This is a genomic window from Escherichia sp. B1147, from assembly GCF_001660175.1.
GTDB classification, from domain to species: Bacteria; Pseudomonadota; Gammaproteobacteria; order Enterobacterales; family Enterobacteriaceae; genus Escherichia; species Escherichia whittamii.
Genome location: NZ_LFHY01000026.1, coordinates 1 through 25056 on the forward strand (window position 1 = coordinate 1; position 25056 = coordinate 25056).

The 25056-nt window shown below is 52.2% G+C and carries 23 protein-coding genes, 2 tRNA genes and 1 rRNA gene; 20 read left to right on the forward strand and 6 right to left on the reverse strand.

What is annotated here, in order from left to right:
* Nucleotides 1–91: 91 nt before the first annotated feature.
* The 3 genes from rrf to A9180_RS21510 all read left to right on the forward strand — a co-directional run bounded on the left by rrf (nucleotide 92) and on the right by A9180_RS21510 (nucleotide 422).
* Nucleotides 92–207, forward strand: a 5S ribosomal RNA gene (gene rrf, locus A9180_RS21500).
* 54 nt (nucleotides 208–261) lie between these two features.
* A tRNA-Asp gene (locus A9180_RS21505) sits at nucleotides 262–338 on the forward strand.
* Nucleotides 339–346: 8 nt separating this feature from the next.
* Nucleotides 347–422: transfer RNA gene (locus A9180_RS21510), tRNA-Trp, on the forward strand.
* 94 nt (nucleotides 423–516) lie between these two features.
* Here A9180_RS21510 and hdfR read toward each other — a convergent pair.
* Complete coding sequence (gene hdfR, locus A9180_RS21515; protein ID WP_064530516.1) at nucleotides 517–1356, reverse strand: HTH-type transcriptional regulator HdfR; 840 nt, start codon at nucleotides 1354–1356, stop codon at nucleotides 517–519.
* 118 nt (nucleotides 1357–1474) lie between these two features.
* Between hdfR and maoP the strand changes: the two genes are divergently transcribed.
* Nucleotides 1475–1813: a macrodomain Ori organization protein MaoP gene (gene maoP, locus A9180_RS21520; protein WP_000841001.1), complete on the forward strand. Its 339-nt coding sequence runs from the start codon at nucleotides 1475–1477 to the stop codon at nucleotides 1811–1813.
* A gap of 24 nt (nucleotides 1814–1837) precedes the next feature.
* Here maoP and A9180_RS21525 read toward each other — a convergent pair whose 3' ends face one another.
* Entirely contained in the window at nucleotides 1838–3358 is a 1521-nt protein-coding gene (locus tag A9180_RS21525; protein ID WP_064530517.1) for a YifB family Mg chelatase-like AAA ATPase, read from the reverse strand.
* 349 nt (nucleotides 3359–3707) lie between these two features.
* On the opposite strand from A9180_RS21525, the gene ilvL reads away from it, so the two are divergent.
* The 7 genes from ilvL to ilvA all read left to right on the forward strand — a co-directional run bounded on the left by ilvL (nucleotide 3708) and on the right by ilvA (nucleotide 10263).
* Nucleotides 3708–3806, forward strand: a complete 99-nt coding sequence (ilvL, locus tag A9180_RS21530) for an ilv operon leader peptide (protein WP_001311244.1) — start codon at nucleotides 3708–3710, stop codon at nucleotides 3804–3806.
* Between the two features lie 86 nt (nucleotides 3807–3892).
* Nucleotides 3893–3943 (forward strand): peptide IlvX, encoded by a 51-nt coding sequence (gene ilvX / locus A9180_RS24475; RefSeq protein ID WP_001387183.1) that lies wholly within the window; start codon nucleotides 3893–3895, stop codon nucleotides 3941–3943.
* Between the two features lie 2 nt (nucleotides 3944–3945).
* Nucleotides 3946–5592, forward strand: a complete 1647-nt coding sequence (gene ilvG / locus A9180_RS21535) for an acetolactate synthase 2 catalytic subunit (protein ID WP_064530518.1) — start codon at nucleotides 3946–3948, stop codon at nucleotides 5590–5592.
* Nucleotides 5589–5852, forward strand: a complete 264-nt coding sequence (gene ilvM, locus A9180_RS21540; RefSeq protein WP_000983257.1) for an acetolactate synthase 2 small subunit — start codon at nucleotides 5589–5591, stop codon at nucleotides 5850–5852. The genes ilvG and ilvM overlap by 4 nt, the downstream gene beginning before the upstream one ends.
* A gap of 19 nt (nucleotides 5853–5871) precedes the next feature.
* On the forward strand, nucleotides 5872–6801 hold the full coding sequence (ilvE, locus tag A9180_RS21545; RefSeq protein ID WP_000208520.1) for a branched-chain-amino-acid transaminase: 930 nt from the start codon (nucleotides 5872–5874) through the stop codon (nucleotides 6799–6801).
* A 64-nt stretch (nucleotides 6802–6865) separates the two neighbouring features.
* Entirely contained in the window at nucleotides 6866–8716 is a 1851-nt protein-coding gene (gene ilvD / locus A9180_RS21550) for a dihydroxy-acid dehydratase (RefSeq protein ID WP_064530519.1), read from the forward strand.
* Between the two features lie 2 nt (nucleotides 8717–8718).
* Nucleotides 8719–10263: a threonine ammonia-lyase, biosynthetic gene (ilvA, locus tag A9180_RS21555; protein ID WP_074399683.1), complete on the forward strand. Its 1545-nt coding sequence runs from the start codon at nucleotides 8719–8721 to the stop codon at nucleotides 10261–10263.
* Here the strand turns inward: ilvA and ilvY are convergent.
* Nucleotides 10260–11150: an HTH-type transcriptional activator IlvY gene (ilvY, locus tag A9180_RS21560; RefSeq protein WP_064530521.1), complete on the reverse strand. Its 891-nt coding sequence runs from the start codon at nucleotides 11148–11150 to the stop codon at nucleotides 10260–10262. The genes ilvA and ilvY overlap by 4 nt on opposite strands.
* A gap of 149 nt (nucleotides 11151–11299) precedes the next feature.
* Between ilvY and ilvC the strand changes: the two genes are divergently transcribed.
* On the forward strand, nucleotides 11300–12775 hold the full coding sequence (gene ilvC / locus A9180_RS21565) for a ketol-acid reductoisomerase (protein ID WP_064530522.1): 1476 nt from the start codon (nucleotides 11300–11302) through the stop codon (nucleotides 12773–12775).
* Between the two features lie 45 nt (nucleotides 12776–12820).
* On the opposite strand, the gene ppiC is transcribed toward ilvC, so the two are convergent.
* Entirely contained in the window at nucleotides 12821–13102 is a 282-nt protein-coding gene (ppiC, locus tag A9180_RS21570) for a peptidylprolyl isomerase PpiC (protein ID WP_001140258.1), read from the reverse strand.
* Nucleotides 13103–13188: 86 nt separating this feature from the next.
* Here ppiC and rep point away from each other — a divergent pair, with 86 nt between their 5' ends.
* A complete protein-coding gene (gene rep / locus A9180_RS21575) occupies nucleotides 13189–15210 on the forward strand; it encodes a DNA helicase Rep (protein WP_064530523.1) in 2022 nt (673 codons plus the stop codon).
* A gap of 44 nt (nucleotides 15211–15254) precedes the next feature.
* On the opposite strand, the gene gppA is transcribed toward rep, so the two are convergent.
* Both gppA and rhlB read right to left on the reverse strand, forming a co-directional pair.
* Complete coding sequence (gene gppA / locus A9180_RS21580; RefSeq protein WP_064530524.1) at nucleotides 15255–16739, reverse strand: guanosine-5'-triphosphate,3'-diphosphate diphosphatase; 1485 nt, start codon at nucleotides 16737–16739, stop codon at nucleotides 15255–15257.
* Nucleotides 16740–16874: 135 nt separating this feature from the next.
* Entirely contained in the window at nucleotides 16875–18140 is a 1266-nt protein-coding gene (gene rhlB / locus A9180_RS21585) for an ATP-dependent RNA helicase RhlB (protein ID WP_064530525.1), read from the reverse strand.
* A 130-nt stretch (nucleotides 18141–18270) separates the two neighbouring features.
* Between rhlB and trxA the strand changes: the two genes are divergently transcribed.
* The 7 genes from trxA to wecC all read left to right on the forward strand — a co-directional run bounded on the left by trxA (nucleotide 18271) and on the right by wecC (nucleotide 25031).
* A complete protein-coding gene (gene trxA / locus A9180_RS21590; RefSeq protein WP_064530526.1) occupies nucleotides 18271–18600 on the forward strand; it encodes a thioredoxin TrxA in 330 nt (109 codons plus the stop codon).
* Between the two features lie 139 nt (nucleotides 18601–18739).
* The gene (gene rhoL / locus A9180_RS21595) at nucleotides 18740–18838 is read left to right on the forward strand and encodes a rho operon leader peptide RhoL (protein ID WP_032145636.1); all 99 of its coding nucleotides are present in this window, start codon (nucleotides 18740–18742) and stop codon (nucleotides 18836–18838) included.
* Nucleotides 18839–18925: 87 nt separating this feature from the next.
* A complete protein-coding gene (gene rho, locus A9180_RS21600; protein ID WP_001054527.1) occupies nucleotides 18926–20185 on the forward strand; it encodes a transcription termination factor Rho in 1260 nt (419 codons plus the stop codon).
* 238 nt (nucleotides 20186–20423) lie between these two features.
* Complete coding sequence (gene wecA / locus A9180_RS21605) at nucleotides 20424–21527, forward strand: UDP-N-acetylglucosamine--undecaprenyl-phosphate N-acetylglucosaminephosphotransferase (RefSeq protein ID WP_064530527.1); 1104 nt, start codon at nucleotides 20424–20426, stop codon at nucleotides 21525–21527.
* A 12-nt stretch (nucleotides 21528–21539) separates the two neighbouring features.
* Nucleotides 21540–22586 carry an ECA polysaccharide chain length modulation protein gene (wzzE, locus tag A9180_RS21610; RefSeq protein ID WP_064530528.1) on the forward strand — a complete coding sequence of 349 codons (1047 nt, stop codon included), beginning with the start codon at nucleotides 21540–21542 and terminating at the stop codon, nucleotides 22584–22586.
* Between the two features lie 55 nt (nucleotides 22587–22641).
* On the forward strand, nucleotides 22642–23772 hold the full coding sequence (wecB, locus tag A9180_RS21615) for a non-hydrolyzing UDP-N-acetylglucosamine 2-epimerase (protein WP_064530529.1): 1131 nt from the start codon (nucleotides 22642–22644) through the stop codon (nucleotides 23770–23772).
* The gene (gene wecC / locus A9180_RS21620; RefSeq protein ID WP_064530530.1) at nucleotides 23769–25031 is read left to right on the forward strand and encodes a UDP-N-acetyl-D-mannosamine dehydrogenase; all 1263 of its coding nucleotides are present in this window, start codon (nucleotides 23769–23771) and stop codon (nucleotides 25029–25031) included. The genes wecB and wecC overlap by 4 nt, the downstream gene beginning before the upstream one ends.
* Nucleotides 25032–25056 lie beyond the last annotated feature (25 nt).

The following is a 25056-nucleotide window of genomic DNA, read 5'->3' on the forward strand; positions in this document are numbered from 1 at the left end:
CGAAGATGTTTTGGCGAAGAGACGACAATATCAGCTTGATACAGATTAAATCGACAGGTCGGAGAAAGACGTGTTGATAAAACAGAATTTGCCTGGCGGCAGTAGCGCGGTGGTCCCACCTGACCCCATGCCGAACTCAGAAGTGAAACGCCGTAGCGCCGATGGTAGTGTGGGGTCTCCCCATGCGAGAGTAGGGAACTGCCAGGCATCAAATTAAGCAGTAAACCGGTCATAAAACCGGTGGTTGTAAAAGAATTCGGTGGAGCGGTAGTTCAGTCGGTTAGAATACCTGCCTGTCACGCAGGGGGTCGCGGGTTCGAGTCCCGTCCGTTCCGCCACCCTAATTAGGGGCGTAGTTCAATTGGTAGAGCACCGGTCTCCAAAACCGGGTGTTGGGAGTTCGAGTCTCTCCGCCCCTGCCAGAAATCATCCTTAGCGAAAGCTAAGGATTTTTTTTATCTGAAATAACCCATCCTAAGTAAATCCTTCCACCGGCGTCCTTGCCAGCCATTCAGACTAATACACTTCATCCAGTACGTTAATTTTCAATAGATCTCGAATCAGCGCATGTTTGTCGCTATTTTGCAGCCATATGGCATAGAGCGGTCGTGAAAGAGTCGTGCTATCGACAACAGTATGCAATCCGCCTTTTTTACGCGCCCAACTTACCGGCAGCCAGGTGCAGCCATTAAGCATTTCAATCTGTTGTTGTGCCAGTTCAGCAGAACTGGTTGTCAGAATTGGGACTTCATCAGCACCGATCAAACCTGTCTCATGCTGTTGAAAATCCGGTCCCCATTCCAGACGCAGATAGTTAAGATCCCCCTTTAACTTAGAAGGGGCGCTGGTATAGAGCGCTAAAGTGAAATGTCCCAACAACTGGCTACTAAACTCGTCCATTTTGGGCGCTTCAGTGGTAATAAGCAGATCAAGCTGACGTTCATGTAGTTGTTTTACCAGAGACTGTCGTTGGGCAATCCGCGCTTCAAATTGCAGGCCAGTGTGGGCATCCTGATGTTGATACAAGCGTCCCAGCCACTGATTAAGCATACATTCCCACAACGAGGCGCTGGCACCGATAGAAAACTCATTATGCCGTGAGGTATGCGCCACTTCCTTACGGGCGGCCTGCCAGGTGCTCATGAGCGTTTCTGCATAAGGCAGAAGCTTTTCTCCGGCAGCGGTTAAACGGATATTGTTTCTGTGGCGGGTGAAAAGATTTACACCCAGTTGATTTTCCAGTTGTCTGATTCGAAAGCTCACAGCTGATTGGGTCAGATAGAGCGATTCAGCCGCTCGACCAAAGTGACGCGTTCGGCTAACTTCCAGGAAAGTTTTTAACAATTCCGTATCCACAGTGCTCTCCGCAAAATTATTTGTCGTTATGATTTAAATGTTTTGTTTTACACTCTGTCAAGCGTAACTAATACTCCGCGCCATAACTAGCTCGGTCAAAGAATTAGGAGCGTGCAGGATGGCGGAAAGCTTTACGACGACTAATCGATATTTCGACAATAAACATTATCCACGCGGATTCTCTCGTCATGGTGATTTCACCATCAAAGAGGCACAACTGCTTGAACGTCATGGTTATGCCTTCAATGAGCTGGATCTCGGCAAACGCGAGCCGGTTACCGAAGAAGAGAAACTCTTCGTAGCAGTATGCCGTGGCGAACGTGAGCCAGTGACAGAAGCAGAACGCGTGTGGTCCAAGTATATGACGCGTATCAAGCGTCCAAAACGTTTTCACACCCTTTCTGGCGGTAAACCGCAGGTCGAAGGTGCTGAAGACTACACAGATTCCGACGATTAATAAAAAGGGCGAAATGCCCTTTTTTTATGTCAGTAGTTTTTGTAAATGAATAAGCAAGCGATCGATAGCTCGATAGCTAACTGCCTCCTGTAAATGCTGGCGTGTGATGACGTCAGACTGATCAATATCAGCGATAGTTCTCGATACCTTCAGTAATCGCTGCCAGGCACGAATCGATAATCCCAGATGAAGCAGCGTTTCTTCCAGCCACTGTGCGTCTTCGCTCTCAAGCTTGCAGAATTGACGTATTTCCGGACTACCCAGCCAGGCATTCAGTTTATTCTGCCGCTTAAATTGGCGCTCTCTGGCGGCCATTACGCGTTGTTTAACAGTGGCGCTGCTTTCCCCCAGCACTACCGCTTTACTCAAAATGCCTGGGGGCGGTAGTGGGATCTCCAGTGAGAGGTCAAAGCGGTCAAGAAAGGGACCAGAGAGTCGGTTGAGATAACGCAGTGTTTGTTCTGGTGTGCAGCGGTTATGATTCCCCTGATAATGTCCGGTAGGACTGGGATTCATCGCTGCGACAAGTTGGAAACGGGCCGGGTAGGTTATTTTGGCCCGCGTGCGTGAAAGATGGATCTGCCCGGACTCAATTGGTTCCCGCAAGGCATCTAATGTACGCCGTTCAAATTCAGGTAGTTCATCAAGAAAAAGCACGCCGTTATGCGCCAGAGAAATTTCACCAGGCCCGGGAATTGCACCACCGCCGACCATCGCAGTTAACGACGCACTGTGATGCGGTGAGCGGAACGGGCGCTGTCGCCACTGCTTTTGCACTGATTCGGCATTCACCAGGCTTAATATTGCAGCGCTTTCCAGAGCTTCTTCATTGCTTAAATCCGGCAGCAAGCCATTAATGCGACTGGCGAGCATTGTTTTACCTGTTCCTGGAGGCCCAATCAGTAAAAGGTTGTGGCCCCCTGCGGCGGTAATTTCCAGCCCTCGCTTTCCTTGCTCCTGGCCCACAACATCACTGAGATCATGTTGTAATACCCTGAACTCTGCATCAGTAGGTGCTGGACGTTCGAGATCATGCTTACCTTCGAGAAACGCACAGACAGCTTGTAAGTGATCGGCTATCAAGCACCCTTCACCATTAATTAACCCTACTTCGGCTTCGTTATCTTTCGCGACGATAATCTTTCTGCCCGACTTAATGGCTTCAGTTGCACTGGAGATTGCGCCGGGAACGCCGCGCAGAGCGCCTGTAAGCGCCAGTTCTCCGACTAATTCATATTCATGCAACTTATTGGCTGTAAGCTGTTCAGAGGCTGCCAGTAAAGCAATAGCGATAGGTAAATCATATCGCCCTCCTTCTTTCGGCAGGTCGGCTGGTGCAAGATTAATGGTGATTTTTTTTGCCGGATATTCATATCCGCTATTAATAATGGCGCTGCGCACGCGATCGCGTGCTTCTTTTACCGTTGTTTCTGGTAAGCCCACCATCGTTAATCCTGGTAGACCTTTACTGATATGAACCTCAACAGTGATCGGGGGAGCGTTTACTCCCAGAGCTGCACGAGTATGAACAATTGACAGTGACATAAGCCCTCCTTGAGCCACCATTATGTGCATAAGAGATCGCTGCTGTAGTCTGCCAGATTGCGTTAATTAGCGGCTGATTCCCGTTTATTTATGTAACGTGATCTGAGTTGTATGAGTGATGGAATAACTCTCGCAAAAATGAGAAGTAAAAAATTAGCCTCTGGGCGAGGGCAAGAAACATACGGAAATTGAATTTTTTTCACTCACCTTTTTTTATATGAAAAACAATGGTTTTTATCGAAATGATTGGGAAAGCAACAATGTGTGGTTAAAAAATATCTTGTGCTATTTGCAAAATCTATGGTAACTCTTTAGGCATTCCTTCGAACAAGATGCAAGAAAAGACAAAATGACAGCCCTTCTACGAGTGATTAGCCTGGTCGTGATTAGCGTGGTGGTGATTATTATCCCACCGTGCGGGGCTGCACTTGGACGAGGAAAGGCTTAGAGATCAAGCCTTAACGAACTAAGACCCCCGCACCGAAAGGTCCGGGGGTTTTTTTTGACCTTAAAAACATAACTGAGGAGCAGACAATGAATAACAGCACAAAATTCTGTTTCTCAAGATTCAGGACGGGGAACTAACTATGAATGGCGCACAGTGGGTGGTACATGCGTTGCGAGCACAGGGTGTGAATACCGTTTTCGGTTATCCGGGTGGCGCAATTATGCCGGTTTACGATGCATTGTATGACGGCGGCGTGGAACACTTGCTGTGCCGACACGAGCAAGGCGCGGCAATGGCGGCTATCGGTTATGCTCGTGCTACTGGCAAAACTGGTGTGTGCATCGCCACGTCTGGTCCGGGCGCAACCAATCTGATCACCGGGCTGGCGGACGCGCTGTTAGATTCTATCCCTGTCGTTGCCATCACTGGTCAAGTATCCGCACCGTTCATCGGCACCGACTCATTTCAGGAGGTTGATGTCCTGGGATTATCGTTAGCCTGTACCAAACACAGCTTCCTGGTACAGTCGCTGGAAGAGTTGCCGCGCATCATGGCCGAAGCGTTTGACGTCGCCAGCTCAGGTCGTCCTGGTCCGGTCCTGGTCGATATCCCAAAAGATATCCAGTTAGCCTGCGGTGACCTGGAACCGTGGTTCACCACCGTTGAAAACGAAGTGACTTTCCCACATGCAGAAGTCGAGCAAGCGCGCCAGATGCTGGCAAAAGCGCAAAAACCGATGCTGTATGTCGGTGGCGGTGTCGGTATGGCGCGTGCGGTTCCTGCGCTGCATGAATTTCTCGCTGCCACAAAAATGCCTGCAACTTGCACGCTGAAAGGACTGGGCGCAGTTGACACGGATTATCCGTACTATCTTGGGATGCTGGGAATGCACGGCACCAAAGCGGCGAACTTTGCGGTGCAGGAGTGTGATTTGCTGATCGCCGTAGGCGCACGTTTTGATGACCGGGTGACCGGCAAACTGAACACCTTCGCGCCGCACGCCAGTGTTATCCATATGGATATCGACCCGGCAGAAATGAACAAGCTGCGCCAGGCGCATGTGGCATTACAGGGTGATTTAAATGCTCTGTTACCAGCATTACGGCAGTCGTTAAATATCAATGGCTGGCAGCAATATTGCACACAGCTGCGTGATGAACATGCCTGGCGTTACGACCATCCCGGTGACGCTATCTACGCGCCGTTGTTGTTAAAACAACTGTCGGATCGTAAACCTGCGGATTGCGTTGTGACCACAGATGTGGGGCAGCACCAGATGTGGGCTGCGCAGCATATCGCCCACACTCGCCCGGAAAATTTCATCACCTCCAGCGGTTTAGGCACTATGGGTTTCGGTTTACCAGCGGCGGTGGGCGCGCAAGTCGCGCGACCGAACGATACCGTCGTTTGTATCTCCGGTGACGGCTCTTTCATGATGAATGTACAAGAGCTCGGCACCGTAAAACGTAAGCAGTTACCGTTGAAAATCGTCTTACTCGATAACCAGCGGTTAGGGATGGTTCGACAATGGCAGCAACTGTTTTTCCAGGAACGATATAGCGAAACCACTCTTACCGATAACCCCGATTTCCTCATGTTAGCCAGCGCCTTCGGCATCCCTGGCCAACACATCACCCGTAAAGACCAGGTTGAAGCGGCACTCGACACCATGCTGAACAGTGATGGGCCATACCTGCTTCATGTCTCAATCGACGAACTTGAGAACGTCTGGCCGCTGGTGCCGCCTGGCGCCAGTAATTCAGAAATGTTGGAGAAATTATCATGATGCAACATCAGGTCAATGTATCGGCTCGCTTCAATCCGGAAACCTTAGAACGTGTTTTACGCGTGGTGCGTCATCGTGGTTTCCACGTCTGCTCAATGAATATGGCCACCGCCAGCGATGCACAAAATATAAATATCGAATTGACCGTTGCCAGCCCACGTTCGGTCGACTTACTGTTTAGTCAGTTAAATAAACTGGTGGACGTCGCACACGTTGCCATCTGCCAGAGCACAACCACATCACAACAAATCCGCGCCTGAGCGCAAAAGGAATATAAAAATGACCACGAAGAAAGCTGATTACATTTGGTTCAATGGGGAGATGGTTCGCTGGGAAGACGCGAAGGTGCATGTGATGTCGCACGCGCTGCACTATGGCACTTCGGTTTTTGAAGGCATCCGTTGCTACGACTCGCACAAAGGACCGGTTGTATTCCGCCATCGTGAGCATATGCAGCGTCTGCATGACTCCGCCAAAATCTATCGCTTCCCGGTTTCGCAGAGCATTGATGAGCTGATGGAAGCTTGCCGTGACGTGATCCGCAAAAACAATCTCACCAGCGCCTATATCCGTCCGCTGATCTTCGTTGGTGATGTTGGTATGGGCGTTAACCCGCCAGCGGGATACTCCACCGACGTGATTATCGCCGCTTTCCCGTGGGGAGCCTATCTGGGCGCAGAAGCGCTGGAGCAGGGGATCGACGCGATGGTTTCCTCCTGGAACCGCGCAGCACCAAACACCATCCCAACCGCAGCAAAAGCGGGTGGTAACTACCTCTCTTCCCTGCTGGTGGGTAGCGAAGCTCGCCGCCACGGTTATCAGGAAGGTATCGCGCTGGATGTGAACGGTTACATCTCTGAAGGCGCAGGCGAAAACCTGTTTGAAGTGAAAGACGGTGTGCTGTTCACCCCACCGTTCACCTCATCCGCGCTGCCGGGTATTACCCGTGATGCCATTATCAAACTGGCGAAAGAGCTGGGAATTGAAGTGCGCGAGCAGGTGCTGTCGCGCGAATCTCTGTACCTGGCGGATGAAGTGTTTATGTCCGGTACGGCGGCTGAAATCACACCAGTACGCAGCGTAGACGGTATTCAGGTGGGCGAAGGCCGCTGCGGCCCGGTCACCAAACGCATCCAGCAAGCCTTCTTCGGCCTCTTCACCGGCGAAACCGAAGATAAATGGGGCTGGTTAGATCAAGTTAATCAATAAATACAAAAAATGGGACGGCACGCACCGTCCCATTTACGAGACAGACACTGGGAGTAAATAAAGTATGCCTAAGTACCGTTCCGCCACCACCACTCATGGTCGTAATATGGCGGGTGCTCGTGCGCTGTGGCGCGCCACTGGAATGACCGACGCCGATTTCGGCAAGCCGATTATCGCTGTTGTGAACTCGTTCACTCAATTTGTGCCGGGTCACGTCCATCTGCGCGATCTCGGTAAACTGGTCGCTGAACAAATAGAAGCTTCTGGCGGCGTTGCCAAAGAGTTCAACACCATTGCGGTGGATGATGGGATCGCCATGGGCCACGGGGGCATGCTTTATTCACTGCCATCTCGCGAGCTGATCGCTGATTCCGTCGAGTATATGGTGAACGCTCACTGCGCCGACGCCATGGTCTGTATCTCCAACTGCGACAAAATCACCCCGGGGATGCTGATGGCCTCGCTGCGCCTGAACATCCCGGTTATCTTCGTTTCCGGTGGCCCGATGGAAGCCGGAAAAACCAAACTGTCCGATCAGATAATCAAACTCGATTTGGTCGATGCGATGATCCAGGGCGCGGACCCGAAAGTTTCTGACGCCCAAAGCGAGCAGGTGGAACGTTCAGCCTGCCCAACCTGCGGTTCTTGTTCCGGGATGTTCACCGCTAACTCGATGAACTGCCTGACCGAAGCGCTGGGCCTGTCGCAGCCGGGCAACGGCTCGCTGCTGGCGACCCACGCCGACCGCAAGCAACTGTTCCTCAACGCCGGGAAGCGCATCGTCGAACTGACCAAACGTTACTACGAGCAGGATGACGAAAGCGCGCTGCCGCGCAGCATTGCCAGCAAGGCGGCGTTTGAAAACGCCATGACGCTGGACATCGCGATGGGTGGCTCTACCAACACTGTTCTCCACCTGCTGGCGGCGGCGCAGGAAGCGGAAATCGACTTCACCATGAGTGATATCGATAAGCTCTCTCGCAAGGTACCGCAGCTGTGTAAAGTTGCGCCGAGCACCCAGAAGTACCATATGGAAGATGTTCACCGCGCAGGCGGTGTTATCGGCATTCTCGGCGAGCTGGATCGGGCTGGGTTACTGAACCGTGATGTGAAAAACGTACTTGGCCTGACGTTGCCGCAAACGCTGGAACAATACGACGTTATGCTGACCCAGGATGATGCGGTGAAAAATATGTTCCGCGCTGGCCCGGCGGGTATCCGTACGACCCAGGCATTCTCGCAGGATTGCCGTTGGGATTCTCTCGATGACGACCGCGCTAATGGCTGTATCCGCTCGCTGGAGCACGCGTACAGCAAAGACGGCGGCCTGGCGGTACTCTACGGTAACTTTGCGGAAAACGGCTGCATCGTGAAAACCGCAGGCGTCGATGACAGCATCCTCAAATTCACCGGCCCGGCGAAAGTATACGAAAGCCAGGACGACGCGGTTGAAGCGATCCTCGGCGGTAAAGTCGTCGCGGGTGATGTCGTGGTGATCCGTTACGAAGGTCCGAAAGGTGGCCCTGGCATGCAGGAAATGCTCTATCCGACCACCTTCCTGAAATCAATGGGCCTCGGTAAAGCCTGTGCGCTGGTAACCGATGGGCGCTTCTCCGGCGGCACCTCTGGCCTTTCCATCGGCCACGTTTCACCGGAAGCGGCGAGCGGCGGCAATATTGCGATCATTGAAGATGGCGACCTGATCGAAATCGACATTCCGAATCGCGGCATTCAGCTGCAACTGAGTGACCAGGAAATTGCCGCGCGTCGTGAAGCGCAGGAAGCCCGTGGCGACCAGGCCTGGACACCGAAAAACCGTGAACGGCAGGTTTCCTTTGCCTTGCGTGCCTACGCCAGCCTGGCAACCAGCGCCGACAAAGGTGCAGTGCGCGATAAATCGAAGCTGGGGGGTTAATGATGGCTGATTCGCAACCCCTCTCCGGCGCCCCGGAAGGCGCCGAATATTTAAGAGCGGTGCTACGCGCACCGGTCTACGAAGCGGCGCAGGTCACGCCGCTACAGAAAATGGAAAAGCTGTCGTCGCGTCTTGATAACGTGATTCTGGTGAAGCGCGAAGACCGCCAGCCAGTGCACAGCTTTAAGCTGCGCGGCGCATACGCCATGATGGCGGGCCTGACGGAAGAACAGAAAGCGCACGGCGTGATCACCGCATCTGCGGGTAACCACGCGCAGGGCGTGGCGTTTTCTTCCACACAGTTAGGCGTGAAGGCACTGATCGTCATGCCAACCGCCACCGCCGATATCAAAGTCGACGCGGTGCGCGGCTTTGGCGGCGAAGTACTGCTCCACGGTGCGAACTTTGACGAAGCGAAAGCCAAAGCTATCGAACTGTCACAGCAACAGGGCTTCACCTGGGTGCCGCCGTTCGATCATCCGATGGTGATTGCCGGGCAAGGTACGCTGGCGCTGGAACTGCTCCAGCAGGATGCCCATCTCGACCGCGTATTTGTGCCGGTCGGCGGCGGCGGTCTGGCGGCGGGTGTGGCGGTGTTGATCAAACAACTGATGCCGCAAATCAAAGTGATAGCCGTGGAAGCGGAAGATTCAGCCTGCCTGAAAGCGGCGCTGGATGCCGGTCATCCGGTTGATTTGCCGCGTGTGGGACTGTTCGCTGAAGGCGTTGCGGTAAAACGTATCGGCGATGAAACCTTCCGTTTGTGCCAGGAGTATCTCGACGACATCATCACCGTCGATAGCGATGCTATCTGTGCGGCGATGAAAGACCTGTTCGAAGATGTGCGCGCGGTGGCGGAACCCTCTGGCGCGCTGGCGCTGGCAGGGATGAAAAAATATATCGCCCAGCACAACATTCGCGGTGAGCGGTTGGCGCATATTCTTTCCGGTGCCAACGTCAATTTCCACGGCCTGCGCTACGTCTCGGAACGCTGCGAACTGGGTGAACAACGTGAAGCGCTGCTGGCGGTGACCATCCCGGAAGAAAAGGGCAGCTTCCTGAAGTTCTGCCAGCTGCTTGGCGGGCGCTCGGTCACCGAGTTCAACTATCGCTTTGCCGATGCCAAAAACGCCTGCATCTTTGTCGGTGTACGCTTAAGTCGCGGCCTTGAAGAGCGCAAAGAAATTTTGCAGATGCTCAACGATGGCGGCTACAGCGTGGTCGATCTCTCCGACGATGAAATGGCGAAGCTGCACGTGCGCTATATGGTCGGCGGGCGTCCATCGCATCCGTTGCAGGAACGCCTCTACAGCTTCGAATTCCCGGAATCGCCGGGCGCGCTGCTGCGCTTTCTCAACACATTAGGCACACACTGGAACATCTCGCTGTTTCACTATCGCAGTCATGGCACCGACTACGGGCGCGTGCTGGCAGCGTTCGAGCTTGGCGATCATGAACCGGATTTCGAAACCCGGTTGAATGAGCTGGGCTACGATTGCCACGACGAAACCAATAACCCGGCGTTCAGGTTCTTTTTGGCGGGTTAATGGTTCGGCAAAATCTTCCAGAACGCCTCAATCAGCGGCTCATGCAGCCGCTTTTTTTGTGCACACACGCCCAGCTCAAACGGCGTTTTCTCATCGCTACGCTCTAAAATCATTACACGATTGCGTACAGGCTCGGGGCTGTTTTCCAGCACTACTTCCGGCAATAGCGCCACGCCGCAGCCGAGCGCTACCATCGACACCATTGCTTCATGCCCGCCGACCGTGGCGTAAATCATCGGGTTGCTGATTTTGTTGCGTCGGAACCACAGTTCAATGCGGCGGCGCACCGGCCCCTGATCGGCCATGATGAAGGGAATCGTAGACCAGTCCGGTTGCTCTACCGAAACCTGATTACGCACCGGGCAGGGCAGCGCGGGCGCAATCAACACCACTGCCAGATTCTCCAGCATCGAAAACGCCACCGCACCCGGTAGGGTTTCCGGTTTCCCGGCAATCGCCAAATCTGCTTCGCCAGTGACAACCTTTTCCATCGCATCCGCCGCATCACCGGTAGTGAGTTTGATCTCCACCGATGGATGTTCCGCGCGGAATCGGTCGAGAATCGGCGGCAGATGGCTGTAGGCAGCGGTCACCGAGCAGAAGATATGTAATTCGCCAGAGAGCGACGGACCTTGCTGATCGATGGTGTGTCGCAGTTGCTGATACTGCAACAGTGTTTGCTGGGCGAAAACGCGTAGCTCCTCGCCCGCTTCGGTGAGCGTTACCGTGCGGTTATCGCGTACAAACAGCGGCTGACCGAGGTCTTCTTCGAGGCGTTGAATCTGCCGGGAGAGCGTGGAGGGGCTGACGTGCATTGCCCGCGCGCTACGCCCGAAATGGCGGCTTTCCGCCAGATGTAGGAAGGTTTTCAGATCGCGTAAATCCACAGGCGCTGCCCTCGATTTTGACGTTGCAGAAATTGCAATGTGACGTTGTGAATATATCAATTTCCGCAATAAATTTCCTGTCATATAGTGAATTCAATCTCGCAAACGCGAACCGAACAATAAGAAGCACAACATCACGAGGAATCACCATGGCTAACTACTTCAATACACTGAACCTGCGCCAGCAGCTGGCACAGCTGGGCAAATGTCGCTTTATGGGCCGCGACGAATTCGCTGACGGCGCGAGCTACCTTCAGGGTAAAAAAGTGGTCATCGTCGGTTGTGGCGCACAGGGGCTGAACCAGGGCCTGAACATGCGTGATTCTGGTCTGGACATCTCTTACGCCCTGCGTAAAGAAGCGATCGCTGAGAAGCGCGCGTCCTGGCGTAAAGCGACCGAAAACGGTTTTAAAGTTGGCACTTACGAAGAGCTGATCCCGCAGGCGGATCTGGTGGTTAACTTGACGCCAGACAAGCAGCATTCTGATGTAGTGCGCACCGTACAGCCACTGATGAAAGACGGCGCGGCGCTGGGCTACTCTCACGGTTTCAACATCGTAGAAGTGGGCGAGCAGATCCGCAAAGACATCACCGTGGTGATGGTTGCGCCGAAATGCCCTGGCACCGAAGTGCGTGAAGAGTACAAACGTGGATTCGGCGTACCGACGCTGATTGCCGTTCACCCGGAAAACGATCCGAAAGGCGAAGGCATGGCGATTGCCAAAGCCTGGGCTGCGGCAACTGGTGGTCACCGTGCGGGCGTGCTGGAATCTTCTTTCGTTGCGGAAGTGAAATCTGACCTGATGGGCGAGCAAACCATTCTGTGCGGTATGTTGCAGGCCGGTTCTCTGCTGTGCTTCGACAAGCTGGTGGAAGAAGGCACCGACCCGGCATATGCCGAAAAACTGATTCAGTTCGGCTGGGAAACCATCACCGAAGCGCTGAAACAGGGCGGCATCACCCTGATGATGGACCGTCTCTCTAACCCGGCGAAACTGCGTGCTTACGCGCTCTCTGAACAGCTGAAAGAGATCATGGCACCGCTTTTCCAGAAACATATGGACGACATCATCTCCGGCGAATTCTCTTCCGGCATGATGGCAGACTGGGCCAACGACGATAAGAAACTGCTGACCTGGCGTGAAGAGACGGGTAAAACCGCGTTCGAAACTGCGCCGCAGTTTGAAGGTAAAATCGGCGAGCAGGAGTACTTCGATAAAGGCGTACTGATGATCGCGATGGTGAAAGCGGGCGTTGAGCTGGCGTTCGAAACGATGGTTGATTCCGGCATCATTGAAGAATCCGCCTACTATGAATCACTGCACGAACTGCCGCTGATTGCCAACACCATTGCCCGTAAGCGTCTGTATGAAATGAACGTGGTTATCTCCGATACCGCCGAGTACGGTAACTACCTGTTCTCTTACGCTTGTGTGCCTCTGTTGAAACCGTTTATGGCAGAGTTGCAGCCGGGTGACCTTGGTAAAGTTATTCCGGAAGGCGCGGTAGATAACGCGCAACTGCGTGATGTAAATGAAGCGATTCGTAGCCATGCGATTGAGCAGGTAGGTAAGAAACTGCGTGGCTATATGACGGATATGAAACGCATTGCGGTTGCGAGTTAATAGCGATTCAGAGTTCAAGGCCTTCTTCCGGAGAAGGCCTTGCTGTTAATTACGGTACAACACCTTAATGATGTGGTAACCGAACTGGGTGTGCAGCGGGCCGGTTGGTTCCAGTACCGGACAAGAGAAAACGACTTTATCGAACGCCGGAACCATCTGACCCTGGCGGAACTCACCTAAATCACCGCCGCGTTTGCCTGACGGGCAAATGGAGTGCTTCTTCGCCAGCTTGCCGAAATCGGCGCCGTTCTTAATCTGCTCGAGAAGTTCCAGAGCCAGTTTCTCTTCTTTTACAAGGATATGCAGTGCTGCTGCTGTTTTTGCCATGATCGTGCCTTGAGTGGTAAGGATGAGGCTGGCTATACTACCACGCTGTTATTTTCCCCTCCCGACTTTCATTGAGCGATTTTTCTATGCGTCTAAACCCCGGCCAACAACAAGCTGTCGAATTCGTTACCGGCCCCTGCCTGGTGCTGGCGGGCGCGGGATCCGGTAAAACTCGTGTTATTACCAATAAAATCGCCCATCTGATCCGCGGCTGCGGTTATCAGGCGCGGCATATCGCGGCGGTGACCTTTACCAATAAAGCGGCGCGCGAGATGAAAGAGCGTGTGGGGCAGACGCTGGGGCGCAAAGAGGCGCGTGGGCTGATGATCTCCACTTTCCATACATTAGGGCTGGATATCATCAAGCGCGAATATGCGGCGCTGGGAATGAAAGCGAACTTTTCGCTGTTTGACGATACCGATCAGATGGCGTTGCTCAAAGAGCTGACCGAGGGGCTGATTGAAGATGATAAAGTTCTCTTGCAACAGCTGATTTCAACCATCTCTAACTGGAAGAACGATCTCAAAACTCCGGCGCAGGCGGCGGCTGATGCAAAGGGCGAGCGGGATCGTATTTTTGCCCATTGTTATGGACTGTATGATGCGCACCTGAAAGCGTGCAACGTTCTCGACTTCGACGATCTGATTTTATTGCCGACGCTACTTCTGCAACGCAATGAAGAAGTACGCGAACGCTGGCAGAACAAAATCCGCTACTTGCTGGTGGACGAATATCAGGACACTAACACCAGCCAGTATGAACTGGTGAAACTGCTGGTGGGCAGTCGTGCGCGCTTTACCGTGGTGGGCGATGACGACCAGTCGATCTACTCCTGGCGCGGCGCACGTCCGCAAAACCTGGTGCTGTTGAGTCAGGATTTCCCGGCGTTGAAGGTGATTAAACTCGAGCAGAACTACCGTTCTTCTGGGCGTATTCTGAAAGCGGCGAACATTCTGATCGCCAATAACCCGCACGTATTTGAAAAGCGTCTGTTCTCCGAACTGGGCTATGGCGCGGAGCTAAAAGTTTTAAGCGCGAATAACGAAGAACATGAAGCCGAGCGCGTCACCGGCGAGCTGATCGCGCATCACTTCGTCAATAAAACGCAATACAAAGATTACGCCATTCTTTATCGCGGCAACCATCAGTCGCGGGTATTTGAAAAATTCCTGATGCAAAACCGCATCCCGTACAAAATTTCCGGCGGTACGTCGTTTTTCTCGCGACCAGAAATCAAAGACTTGCTGGCTTATCTGCGCGTGTTAACCAACCCGGACGATGACAGCGCGTTCTTGCGTATTGTTAATACGCCGAAACGAGAGATTGGCCCGGCGACGCTGAAAAAGCTGGGCGAGTGGGCGATGACGCGCAATAAAAGCATGTTTACCGCCAGCTTTGATATGGGGTTGAGTCAGACACTTAGTGGACGTGGTTATGAGGCGTTGACCCGCTTTACTCACTGGCTGGCGGAAATCCAGCGCCTGGCGGAGCGGGAACCGATTGCTGCGGTGCGTGATCTGATCCACGGGATGGATTATGAATCCTGGTTGTATGAAACATCGCCCAGCCCGAAAGCCGCCGAAATGCGCATGAAGAACGTAAACCAGTTATTTAGCTGGATGACGGAGATGCTGGAAGGTAGCGAACTGGATGAGCCGATGACGCTCACCCAGGTGGTGACGCGCTTTACTCTGCGCGACATGATGGAACGGGGTGAAAGCGAGGAAGAACTGGATCAGGTGCAACTGATGACTCTGCACGCATCTAAAGGGCTGGAGTTTCCTTATGTCTATATGGTCGGTATGGAAGAAGGATTTTTGCCGCACCAGAGCAGCATCGATGAAGACAATATCGATGAGGAGCGGCGACTGGCCTATGTTGGCATCACCCGCGCTCAGAAAGAATTGACCTTTACGCTGTGTAAAGAGCGCCGTCAGTACGGAGAACTGGTGCGTCCGGAGCCGAGCCGCTTCTTACTGGAGCTGCCGCAGGATGATCTGATTTGGGAGCAAGAGCGTAAAGTGGTTAGCGCCGAAGAACGGATGCAGAAAGGACAAAACCATCTGGCAAATCTGAAAGCGATGATGGCGGCAAAACGAGGGAAATAATCAAGGCCGGATAAGATGCCGCATCGCATCCGGCACATTACATGTTAAAGCACTTCCAGCGGCCAGTGGACATAGCTCTGCCACTGGCTTTCCTGTTCGATAACCTCTGTCCCCAGCGGATGCTGGGTCAGCCAACCTTGTGGCAGTGTTAAGATCAACTGCTCATGATCAGCCTGTAATTTAATATCTGGTACTAAATCATCACGACGACGGCTGGCAAAAATGATGGCCAGGCGCAGTAAACGGCAGAGTTGTTCTGCGACGCGCGGCGGTACGGCATTTTGCTGATGCAGCGATGAGAGATCGACCGGATTCGTCTGGTTGAGTAATAACGTCGCCAGCAGCTTTTTCTGCGCGGGAGTAAAACCGGGAAGATCCAGATTTCGCACCAGATAAGCGGCATGTTGCGGCGCTTGTTTGAAATCAACGCTCAGGCCAATTTCATGAAGCTGACAGGCGCTGATCAGTAAATCGCGGCTAATCGCTTCAAGATGCCAGGTTTTTTCGACCTGATCGAATAAGTTAGCGGCGAGTTTCGCCACACGCTGCGCTTGATCGGTATCAATCATAAAGCGGCGCTGAATATTACGTAGCGTACGGCTGCGAATATCCTGCTCGACCGCCAGATGCAACATGCCGTAAACCAGGCCTTCACGCAGTGCGCCGCCAGCCAGCGTCATACACTGGATATTCAGCTCGGTAAAAATTGCTATCAGGATCGCCAGACCACTCGGGAATACTAACGCGCGTTCCAGCGTCAGCCCTTCGATTTCCAGCTCTTCCAGCCTGCCACAGTGAATAGCGCGCTGTTTCAGTTGCTGCAATTTCGCCAGGGTAATGCGTTCATCCATTCCCTGCGCCATCATGATTTCCTGCAAAGCCTGCACGGTACCGGAAGCACCAACGCACACTTTCCAGCCGTGATAGCGCAATTCATCGGCAACTGGACGTAGCACTTCGCGCGCGGCTTGTTCGGCAGCGACAAAGTTTTCTTGCCCCAGATTACGATCGGCAAAATAGCGTTCAAGCCAGGTAACGCAGCCCATCGACAGGCTGAACAAGGAAGTCGTTTGTGCGCCGGTGCCGGTTACCAGTTCAGTACTGGCGCCGCCGATATCCACCACCAGGCGCTGATCGGCACCGCCAGTGGTGTGAGCAACACCCTGATAAATCAGGCGTGCTTCCTCTTCACCGCTAATGACCTGTACCGGACAACCAAGGATTTCCTGCGCTTTAGCGATGAAATCACCAGCATTGACGGCAAGACGTAACGTCGCCGTGGCGACAACGCGAATTTGCGAGGGAGGGATATCTTGCAAACGTTCAGCAAACAGGCGCAGGCATTGCCAGCCGCGTTCCATTGCTTCGTTAGACAGGGCATTTTCGTTGTTCAGGCCAGCAGCCAGACGTACTTTACGTTTAATTCGCGTCAGCGTCTGGATACTGCCAGCCACCTCGCGCACAACCAGCATATGAAAACTATTCGAACCGAGATCAATAGCGGCATAAAGTGACGAGGTGGAACCCATACTCTTCATCCTTCAATCTGTCTTTGCGTTGGCAGCGTTCTTTCACCCAAATCACTTACTACAGTATGCGCATCGGGATTCATTCTCTTGCCATCTTGATACAGTTTGAATGATTTTGAGTATGCCATTTTTTATTTAACCTGAACGACGACGATTACGCGGAGCGCCAGTACGACGCGGACCATTGCCTGTACGCGGGCGTGTGAGGCGCAGCGGTTTTGGCAGATCGGTCATCAATGCGTCCGGATTGTATTTGCTTACCGGGATAGAGTGACCAATATAGGTTTCAATGGCAGGCAAATTCAATGCATATTCTTCACATGCCAGGCTGATGGAATGACCACTTGCGCCAGCGCGACCGGTACGACCAATACGGTGAACGTAATCTTCACAGTCATCCGGTAAATCGTAGTTAAAAACGTGCGTTACGGCCGGGATATGCAGGCCACGCGCGGCAACGTCAGTGGCAACCAGAATATCCAAATCACCACGGGTAAATTCATCAAGAATACGCAGACGTTTTTTCTGCGCTACATCACCCGTTAACAGGCCAACACGATGACCATCTGCCGCCAGGTGACCCCAGATGTCTTCACAACGATGTTTGGTGTTGGCGAAAATAATCGCTCTGTCTGGCCACTCTTCTTCGATCAGCGTTTGCAATAAACGCATCTTTTCTTCGTTAGAAGGGTAGAAAAGTTCTTCTTTAATGCGGTGGCCCGTTTTCTGTTCCGGTTCCACTTCAATATATTCGGCATTGTTCATCTGCTCGAACGCCAGTTCACGTACCCGGTACGAAAGCGTGGCGGAGAACAGCATGTTGAGACGCTGGTTTGCAGGCGGCATACGGCGGAACAGCCAGCGGATATCTTTGATAAAGCCCAGATCGTACATTCGATCGGCTTCGTCCAGCACCACTACCTGAATGGCGCCGAGGTTGATGTGGTTCTGTTTGGCGTAGTCGATCAAACGACCCGTAGTGCCAATCAAAATGTCAACGCCGCTTTCCAGCACTTTCAGCTGTTTGTCGTAGCCGTCGCCACCGTAAGCCAGACCCAATTTCAGGCCAGTAGCTTGCGCCAGTGGCTCCGCGTCGGCGTGGATCTGCACGGCAAGTTCACGCGTCGGTGCCATAATTAAGGCACGCGGTTGATTCACCTTGCGATCGGCAATCGCGGGATGAGAGAGAAGATAATGAAACGTTGACGTAAGAAACGCCATCGTTTTTCCGGTACCGGTTTGCGCCTGCCCGGCTACGTCACGACCTACCAGCGTTAGCGGAAGGGCCAGTGCCTGAATGGGCGTGCAGTTATGAAACCCTTTTTTTTCAAGGGCTTCTACAACTTTCGGATGCAGGGCGAAGTCGGAAAACTTCTGTTCTGTTAAATGTGTTTTGCTCATAGTGTGGTAGAATATCAGCTTACTATTGCTTTACGAAAGCGTATCCGGTGAAATAAAGTCAACCTTTAGTTGGTTAATGTTACACCAACAACGAAACCAACACGCCAGGCTTATTCCTGTGGAGTTATATATGAGCGATAAAATTATTCACCTGACTGACGACAGTTTTGACACGGATGTACTCAAAGCGGACGGGGCGATCCTCGTTGATTTCTGGGCAGAGTGGTGCGGTCCGTGCAAAATGATCGCCCCGATTCTGGATGAAATCGCTGACGAATATCAGGGCAAACTGACGGTTGCAAAACTGAACATCGATCAAAACCCTGGCACTGCGCCGAAATACGGCATCCGTGGTATCCCGACTCTGCTGCTGTTCAAAAACGGCGAATTGGCGGCAACCAAAGTGGGCGCTCTGTCTAAAGGTCAGTTGAAAGAGTTCCTCGACGCTAACCTGGCGTAAGGGAATTTCATGTTCGGGTGCCCCGTCGCTAAAAACTGGACGCCCGGCGTGAGTCATGCTAACTTAATGTTGACTTCGTATTAAACATACCTTATTAAGTTTGAATCTTGTAATATCCAACGCTTCCTGTTTTTCTTAAATGCGAAGTGAACAGATTTCTGGCTCGTCACTCAATCCATCTTGTCGTTTCAGTTCTGCGTACTCTCCTGTGACCAGACAGCGAAAAGACATGAGTTGATGACCGTAAACAGGCATGGATGATCCTGCCATACCATTCACAACATTAAGTTCGAGATTTACCCCAAGTTTAAGAACTCACACCACTATGAATCTTACCGAATTAAAGAATACGCCGGTTTCTGAGCTGATCACTCTCGGCGAAAATATGGGGCTGGAAAACCTGGCTCGTATGCGTAAGCAGGACATTATTTTTGCCATCCTGAAGCAGCACGCAAAGAGTGGCGAAGATATCTTTGGTGATGGCGTACTGGAGATATTGCAGGATGGATTTGGTTTCCTCCGTTCCGCAGACAGCTCCTACCTCGCCGGCCCTGATGACATCTACGTTTCTCCTAGCCAAATCCGCCGTTTCAACCTCCGCACTGGTGATACCATCTCTGGTAAGATTCGCCCGCCGAAAGAAGGTGAACGCTATTTTGCGCTGCTGAAGGTTAATGAAGTTAACTTCGACAAACCTGAAAACGCCCGTAACAAAATCCTCTTTGAGAACTTAACGCCGCTGCACGCAAACTCTCGTCTGCGTATGGAACGTGGTAACGGTTCTACCGAAGATTTAACTGCACGCGTACTGGATCTGGCATCGCCTATCGGTCGTGGGCAACGTGGTCTGATTGTGGCGCCGCCAAAAGCGGGTAAAACCATGCTGCTGCAGAACATTGCTCAGAGCATCGCTTACAACCATCCAGACTGCGTACTGATGGTACTGCTGATTGACGAACGTCCGGAAGAAGTGACCGAGATGCAGCGTCTGGTTAAAGGTGAAGTTGTTGCTTCTACCTTCGACGAACCAGCATCTCGCCACGTTCAGGTTGCGGAAATGGTTATCGAGAAGGCAAAACGTCTGGTTGAGCATAAGAAAGACGTTATTATTCTGCTCGACTCCATCACTCGTCTGGCTCGTGCCTACAACACCGTCGTCCCGGCCTCCGGTAAAGTGTTGACCGGTGGTGTGGATGCCAACGCCCTGCATCGTCCGAAACGCTTCTTCGGTGCAGCACGTAACGTGGAAGAGGGCGGCAGCCTGACCATCATCGCAACCGCGCTTATCGATACTGGCTCCAAAATGGACGAAGTTATCTACGAAGAGTTTAAAGGTACAGGTAACATGGAACTGCACCTCTCTCGTAAGATCGCTGAAAAACGCGTCTTCCCGGCAATCGACTACAACCGTTCCGGTACTCGTAAAGAAGAGTTGCTTACCACTCAGGAAGAGCTGCAGAAAATGTGGATCCTGCGCAAAATCATTCACCCGATGGGCGAAATCGACGCAATGGAATTCCTCATTAATAAGCTTGCGATGACCAAGACCAATGATGATTTCTTCGAGATGATGAAACGCTCATAAGTTAGCGTTACAACAAAACGCCACGTGTTTACGTGGCGTTTTGCTTTTATATCTGTAATCTTAGCGGTATACCTGTGGTGGTGTGAAAATTCCTGGTTTTTGCGGGTGTTTTATGCGATTTACATACCGATTGGTTGATTTTTACACAAGTCTGGTAAGTTCAGAAAGTAGTTTCCCTTCTGAATAAAGGTCTTCGTGGGTATACTTCAGCTAATAATTTTCTCTGAGAGCATGCATTGTGAATTTACTGACAGTGAGTACTGATCTCATCAGTATTTTTTTATTCACGACACTGTTTCTGTTTTTTGCCCGTAAGGTGGCAAAAAAAGTCGGTTTAGTGGATAAACCTAATTTCCGCAAACGTCACCAGGGATTGATACCGCTCGTTGGGGGTATTTCGGTTTACGCAGGGATTTGCTTCACGTTCGGAATTGTCGATTACTATATTCCACATGCAGCGCTCTACCTGGCTTGTGCTGGTGTACTGGTGTTCATTGGCGCACTGGATGACCGTTTTGATATCAGCGTAAAAATCCGTGCCACCATACAGGCAGCTGTTGGCATTGTTATGATGGTGTTCGGTAAGCTTTATCTTAGTAGCCTTGGATATATCTTTGGCTCCTGGGAGATGGTGCTCGGACCGTTTGGTTACTTCCTGACGCTGTTTGCTGTTTGGGCGGCGATTAATGCCTTCAACATGGTCGATGGTATTGATGGCTTGCTGGGCGGGTTATCCTGTGTCTCGTTTGCGGCAATCGGTATGATTTTGTGGTTCGACGGGCAAACCAGCCTCGCTATCTGGTGCTTTGCCATGATCGCTGCCATCCTGCCTTATATCATGCTCAACCTTGGTATTCTGGGGCGTCGCTACAAAGTCTTTATGGGCGATGCGGGTAGCACGCTGATTGGCTTTACGGTTATCTGGATCCTGTTGGAAACTACCCAGGGAGCCACACATCCAATCAGCCCGGTTACCGCCTTATGGATCATTGCTATCCCGCTGATGGACATGGTGGCGATTATGTATCGTCGTTTGCGTAAAGGCATGAGTCCATTCTCACCTGACCGCCAGCACATTCATCATTTGATCATGCGCGCCGGATTTACTTCTCGTCAGGCGTTTGTGTTGATTACCCTTGCTGCAGCGCTACTCGCTTCCATTGGCGTACTGGCAGAATATTCTCATTTTGTCCCGGAATGGGTCATGCTGGTGCTCTTTTTGCTAGCATTCTTCCTCTATGGCTATTGCATTAAGCGTGCCTGGAAGGTTGCTCGCTTCATCAAACGCGTGAAACGTCGACTGCGCAGAAACCGTGATGGCAGCCCTAATTTAACCAAATAAAATGAGGATGTAATGACGCAACCAATGCCTGGGAAACCAGCCGAAGACGCTGAAAATGAACTGGATATTCGTGGGTTGTTTCGTACCTTGTGGGCTGGGAAGCTGTGGATTATTGGCATGGGGCTGGCGTTTGCCTTAATCGCGTTGGCGTATACTTTTTTTGCGCGTCAGGAGTGGAGCGCGACGGCGATTACCGATCGTCCAACCGTGAATATGCTGGGCGGGTACTACTCGCAGCAGCAGTTTCTGCGTAACCTGGATGTTCGTTCAAATATGGCCCCTGCCGACCAACCATCGGTCATGGATGAAGCCTATAAAGAGTTTGTTATGCAACTGGCATCGTGGGATACCCGCCGCGATTTCTGGTTGCAGACTGACTATTACAAACAGCGGATGGTCGGAAATAGTAAGGCTGATGCGGCTCTGCTGGATGAAATGATCAACAACATCCTGTTTATTCCTGGTGATTTCGCCCGCGCGGTCAATGACAGCGTTAAGCTGGTTGCCGAAACCGCCCCCGATGCTAATAACCTGCTTCGTCAATATGTTGCTTTTGCCAGCCAGCGTGCAGCCAGCCATCTGAATGATGAGCTGAAAGGCGCATGGGCAGCGCGCACTATTCAGATGAAAGCTCAGGTGAAGCGTCAGGAAGAAGTGGCTAAGTCCATCTACGACCGCCGAATGAACAGTATTGAACAGGCACTGAAAATCGCCGAGCAACACAATATTTCTCGCAGTGCGACAGATGTACCAGCCGAGGAATTACCTGATTCAGAAATGTTCTTGTTGGGGCGCCCGATGCTCCAGGCGCGACTGGAAAATTTACAGGCTGTCGGCCCAGCCTTTGATCTCGACTATGATCAGAATCGGGCCATGTTAAACACCCTTAATGTTGGTCCAACCCTGGATCCGCGTTTTCAGACCTATCGCTATTTGCGTACACCGGAAGAACCGGTAAAACGCGATAGCCCACGTCGTGCCTTCCTGATGATCATGTGGGGCATTGTCGGGGGGCTGATCGGGGCTGGTGTCGCATTAACCCGCCGTTGCTCGAAATAGCAACACAGCTGTGGTGAGCGCAAAGGCGCTCGCCGCTTATTCGAAGAGAATCGATGTGAAAGTACTGACTGTATTTGGTACGCGCCCGGAAGCCATCAAGATGGCGCCGTTGGTGCATGCGTTGGCAAAAGATCCTTTTTTTGAGGCTAAAGTTTGCGTCACTGCGCAGCATCGGGAGATGCTCGATCAGGTGCTGAAACTCTTTTCCATTGTACCTGACTACGATCTCAACATAATGCAGCCAGGACAGGGCCTGACAGAGATAACCTGTCGTATTCTGGAAGGACTAAAACCTATTCTTGCCGAGTTCAAACCAGACGTTGTGCTGGTTCACGGTGATACTACCACCACACTGGCAACCAGCCTGGCAGCGTTTTATCAGCGTATTCCTGTTGGTCACGTTGAGGCCGGACTGCGCACAGGCGATCTCTATTCGCCGTGGCCGGAAGAGGCTAACCGTACATTGACCGGGCATCTGGCGATGTACCATTTTTCACCAACTGAAACTTCCCGGCAAAATTTGCTGCGTGAAAACGTCGCTGACAGCCGAATCTTTATTACCGGTAATACAGTAATTGATGCACTGCTGTGGGTGCGCGACCAGGTCATGAGCAGCGATACGCTGCGTTCAGAACTGGCGGCAAATTACCCGTTTATCGATCCCGATAAAAAGATGATTCTGGTGACCGGTCACAGGCGTGAGAGCTTCGGTCGTGGCTTTGAAGAAATCTGCCATGCGCTGGCTGAAATCGCTACCACTCATCAGGACATCCAGATTGTTTATCCGGTACACCTTAACCCGAATGTCAGAGAACCGGTCAATCGCATTCTGGGGCATGTGAAAAATGTCATTCTGATCGATCCCCAGGAGTATTTACCGTTTGTCTGGTTGATGAACCACGCCTGGTTGATTTTGACTGACTCTGGCGGCATTCAGGAAGAAGCTCCTTCTCTGGGTAAACCGGTACTGGTGATGCGCGATACCACCGAACGCCCAGAAGCGGTGACCGCGGGTACGGTACGTCTGGTGGGGACGGATAAACAACGGATCGTTGAGGAAGTGACGCGTCTTTTAGAAGACGAAGATGAATATCAAACAATGAGCCGAGCCCATAATCCGTATGGTGATGGTCAGGCATGCTCTCGCATTTTGGAAGCGTTAAAAAATAATCGGATATCACTATGAGTTTTGCGACCATTTCTGTTATCGGACTAGGTTATATCGGGCTGCCAACGGCAGCTGCGTTTGCCTCACGGCAAAAACAGGTGATTGGTGTCGATATCAACCAACAAGCGGTTGAAACCATCAATCGTGGCGAAATCCATATCGTCGAACCTGATTTGGCGAGCGTGGTAAAAACTGCCGTAGAAGGTGGTTTTTTACGAGCGAGCACGACGCCGGTTGAGGCTGATGCCTGGCTGATTGCTGTCCCAACGCCATTTAAAGGCGATCATGAGCCGGATATGACCTACGTTGAATCGGCTGCCCGCTCCATTGCGCCTGTGCTGAAAAAAGGCGCGTTGGTGATCCTTGAGTCCACCTCGCCGGTGGGCTCAACCGAGAAGATGGCAGAATGGTTAGCAGAGATGCGTCCGGACCTGACTTTCCCGCAGCAGGTGGGCGAGCAGGCGGACGTCAACATTGCTTATTGCCCGGAACGTGTGTTGCCGGGCCAGGTGATGGTCGAACTGATTAAAAACGATCGCGTCATTGGCGGCATGACGCCAGTTTGCTCGGCGCGCGCCAGCGAACTGTACAAAATTTTCCTCGAAGGTGAGTGTGTTGTTACTAACTCGCGGACGGCGGAAATGTGTAAGCTCACAGAAAACAGCTTCCGCGACGTGAATATTGCTTTTGCTAACGAACTGTCGCTGATTTGCGCCGATCAAGGAATTAACGTCTGGGAACTGATTCGTCTGGCGAATCGCCATCCACGCGTCAATATTCTTCAGCCTGGGCCTGGCGTGGGCGGTCACTGTATCGCTGTTGATCCGTGGTTTATTGTGGCGCAGAACCCGCAGCAGGCGCGGCTTATCCGCACCGCCAGGGAAGTGAACGACAACAAGCCTTTCTGGGTTATCGATCAGGTGAAAGCGGCGGTCGCTGATTGTCTGGCTGCCACTGATAAACGCGCCAGCGAGCTGAAAATTGCCTGCTTTGGTCTGGCGTTTAAACCGAATATTGATGATCTGCGCGAAAGCCCGGCGATGGAAATCGCTGAACTGATCGCCCAGTGGCACAGCGGCGAAACGCTGGTTGTTGAGCCTAACATTCACCAGTTGCCGAAAAAACTGACCGGGCTTTGCACGCTGGCGCAGCTTGACGAAGCACTGACGACGGCAGATGTACTGGTGATGCTGGTCGATCACAGCCAGTTTAAAGCCATTAGCGGCGATGATGTTCAGCAGCAGTATGTCGTGGATACCAAAGGGGTCTGGCGCTGATTACAGTGAATGACTGTTTTGAGGG

Bases quoted from the DNA above. Each gene is read 5' to 3' on its own strand.
- rep (WP_064530523.1), top strand. From the start codon at position 13,189: ATGCGTCTAAACCCCGGCCAACAACAAGCTGTCGAATTCGTTACCGGC.
- gppA (WP_064530524.1), bottom strand. From the start codon at position 16,739: ATGGGTTCCACCTCGTCACTTTATGCCGCTATTGATCTCGGTTCGAAT.
- ppiC (WP_001140258.1), bottom strand. From the start codon at position 13,102: ATGGCAAAAACAGCAGCAGCACTGCATATCCTTGTAAAAGAAGAGAAA.
- ilvG (WP_064530518.1), top strand. From the start codon at position 3,946: ATGAATGGCGCACAGTGGGTGGTACATGCGTTGCGAGCACAGGGTGTG.
- rho (WP_001054527.1), top strand. From the start codon at position 18,926: ATGAATCTTACCGAATTAAAGAATACGCCGGTTTCTGAGCTGATCACT.
- ilvD (WP_064530519.1), top strand. From the start codon at position 6,866: ATGCCTAAGTACCGTTCCGCCACCACCACTCATGGTCGTAATATGGCG.
- ilvC (WP_064530522.1), top strand. From the start codon at position 11,300: ATGGCTAACTACTTCAATACACTGAACCTGCGCCAGCAGCTGGCACAG.
- wecC (WP_064530530.1), top strand. From the start codon at position 23,769: ATGAGTTTTGCGACCATTTCTGTTATCGGACTAGGTTATATCGGGCTG.
- wzzE (WP_064530528.1), top strand. From the start codon at position 21,540: ATGACGCAACCAATGCCTGGGAAACCAGCCGAAGACGCTGAAAATGAA.
- rhoL (WP_032145636.1), top strand. From the start codon at position 18,740: ATGCGAAGTGAACAGATTTCTGGCTCGTCACTCAATCCATCTTGTCGT.
- ilvE (WP_000208520.1), top strand. From the start codon at position 5,872: ATGACCACGAAGAAAGCTGATTACATTTGGTTCAATGGGGAGATGGTT.
- maoP (WP_000841001.1), top strand. From the start codon at position 1,475: ATGGCGGAAAGCTTTACGACGACTAATCGATATTTCGACAATAAACAT.
- ilvA (WP_074399683.1), top strand. From the start codon at position 8,719: ATGGCTGATTCGCAACCCCTCTCCGGCGCCCCGGAAGGCGCCGAATAT.
- rhlB (WP_064530525.1), bottom strand. From the start codon at position 18,140: ATGAGCAAAACACATTTAACAGAACAGAAGTTTTCCGACTTCGCCCTG.
- ilvL (WP_001311244.1), top strand. From the start codon at position 3,708: ATGACAGCCCTTCTACGAGTGATTAGCCTGGTCGTGATTAGCGTGGTG.
- A9180_RS21525 (WP_064530517.1), bottom strand. From the start codon at position 3,358: ATGTCACTGTCAATTGTTCATACTCGTGCAGCTCTGGGAGTAAACGCT.
- ilvM (WP_000983257.1), top strand. From the start codon at position 5,589: ATGATGCAACATCAGGTCAATGTATCGGCTCGCTTCAATCCGGAAACC.
- trxA (WP_064530526.1), top strand. From the start codon at position 18,271: ATGAGCGATAAAATTATTCACCTGACTGACGACAGTTTTGACACGGAT.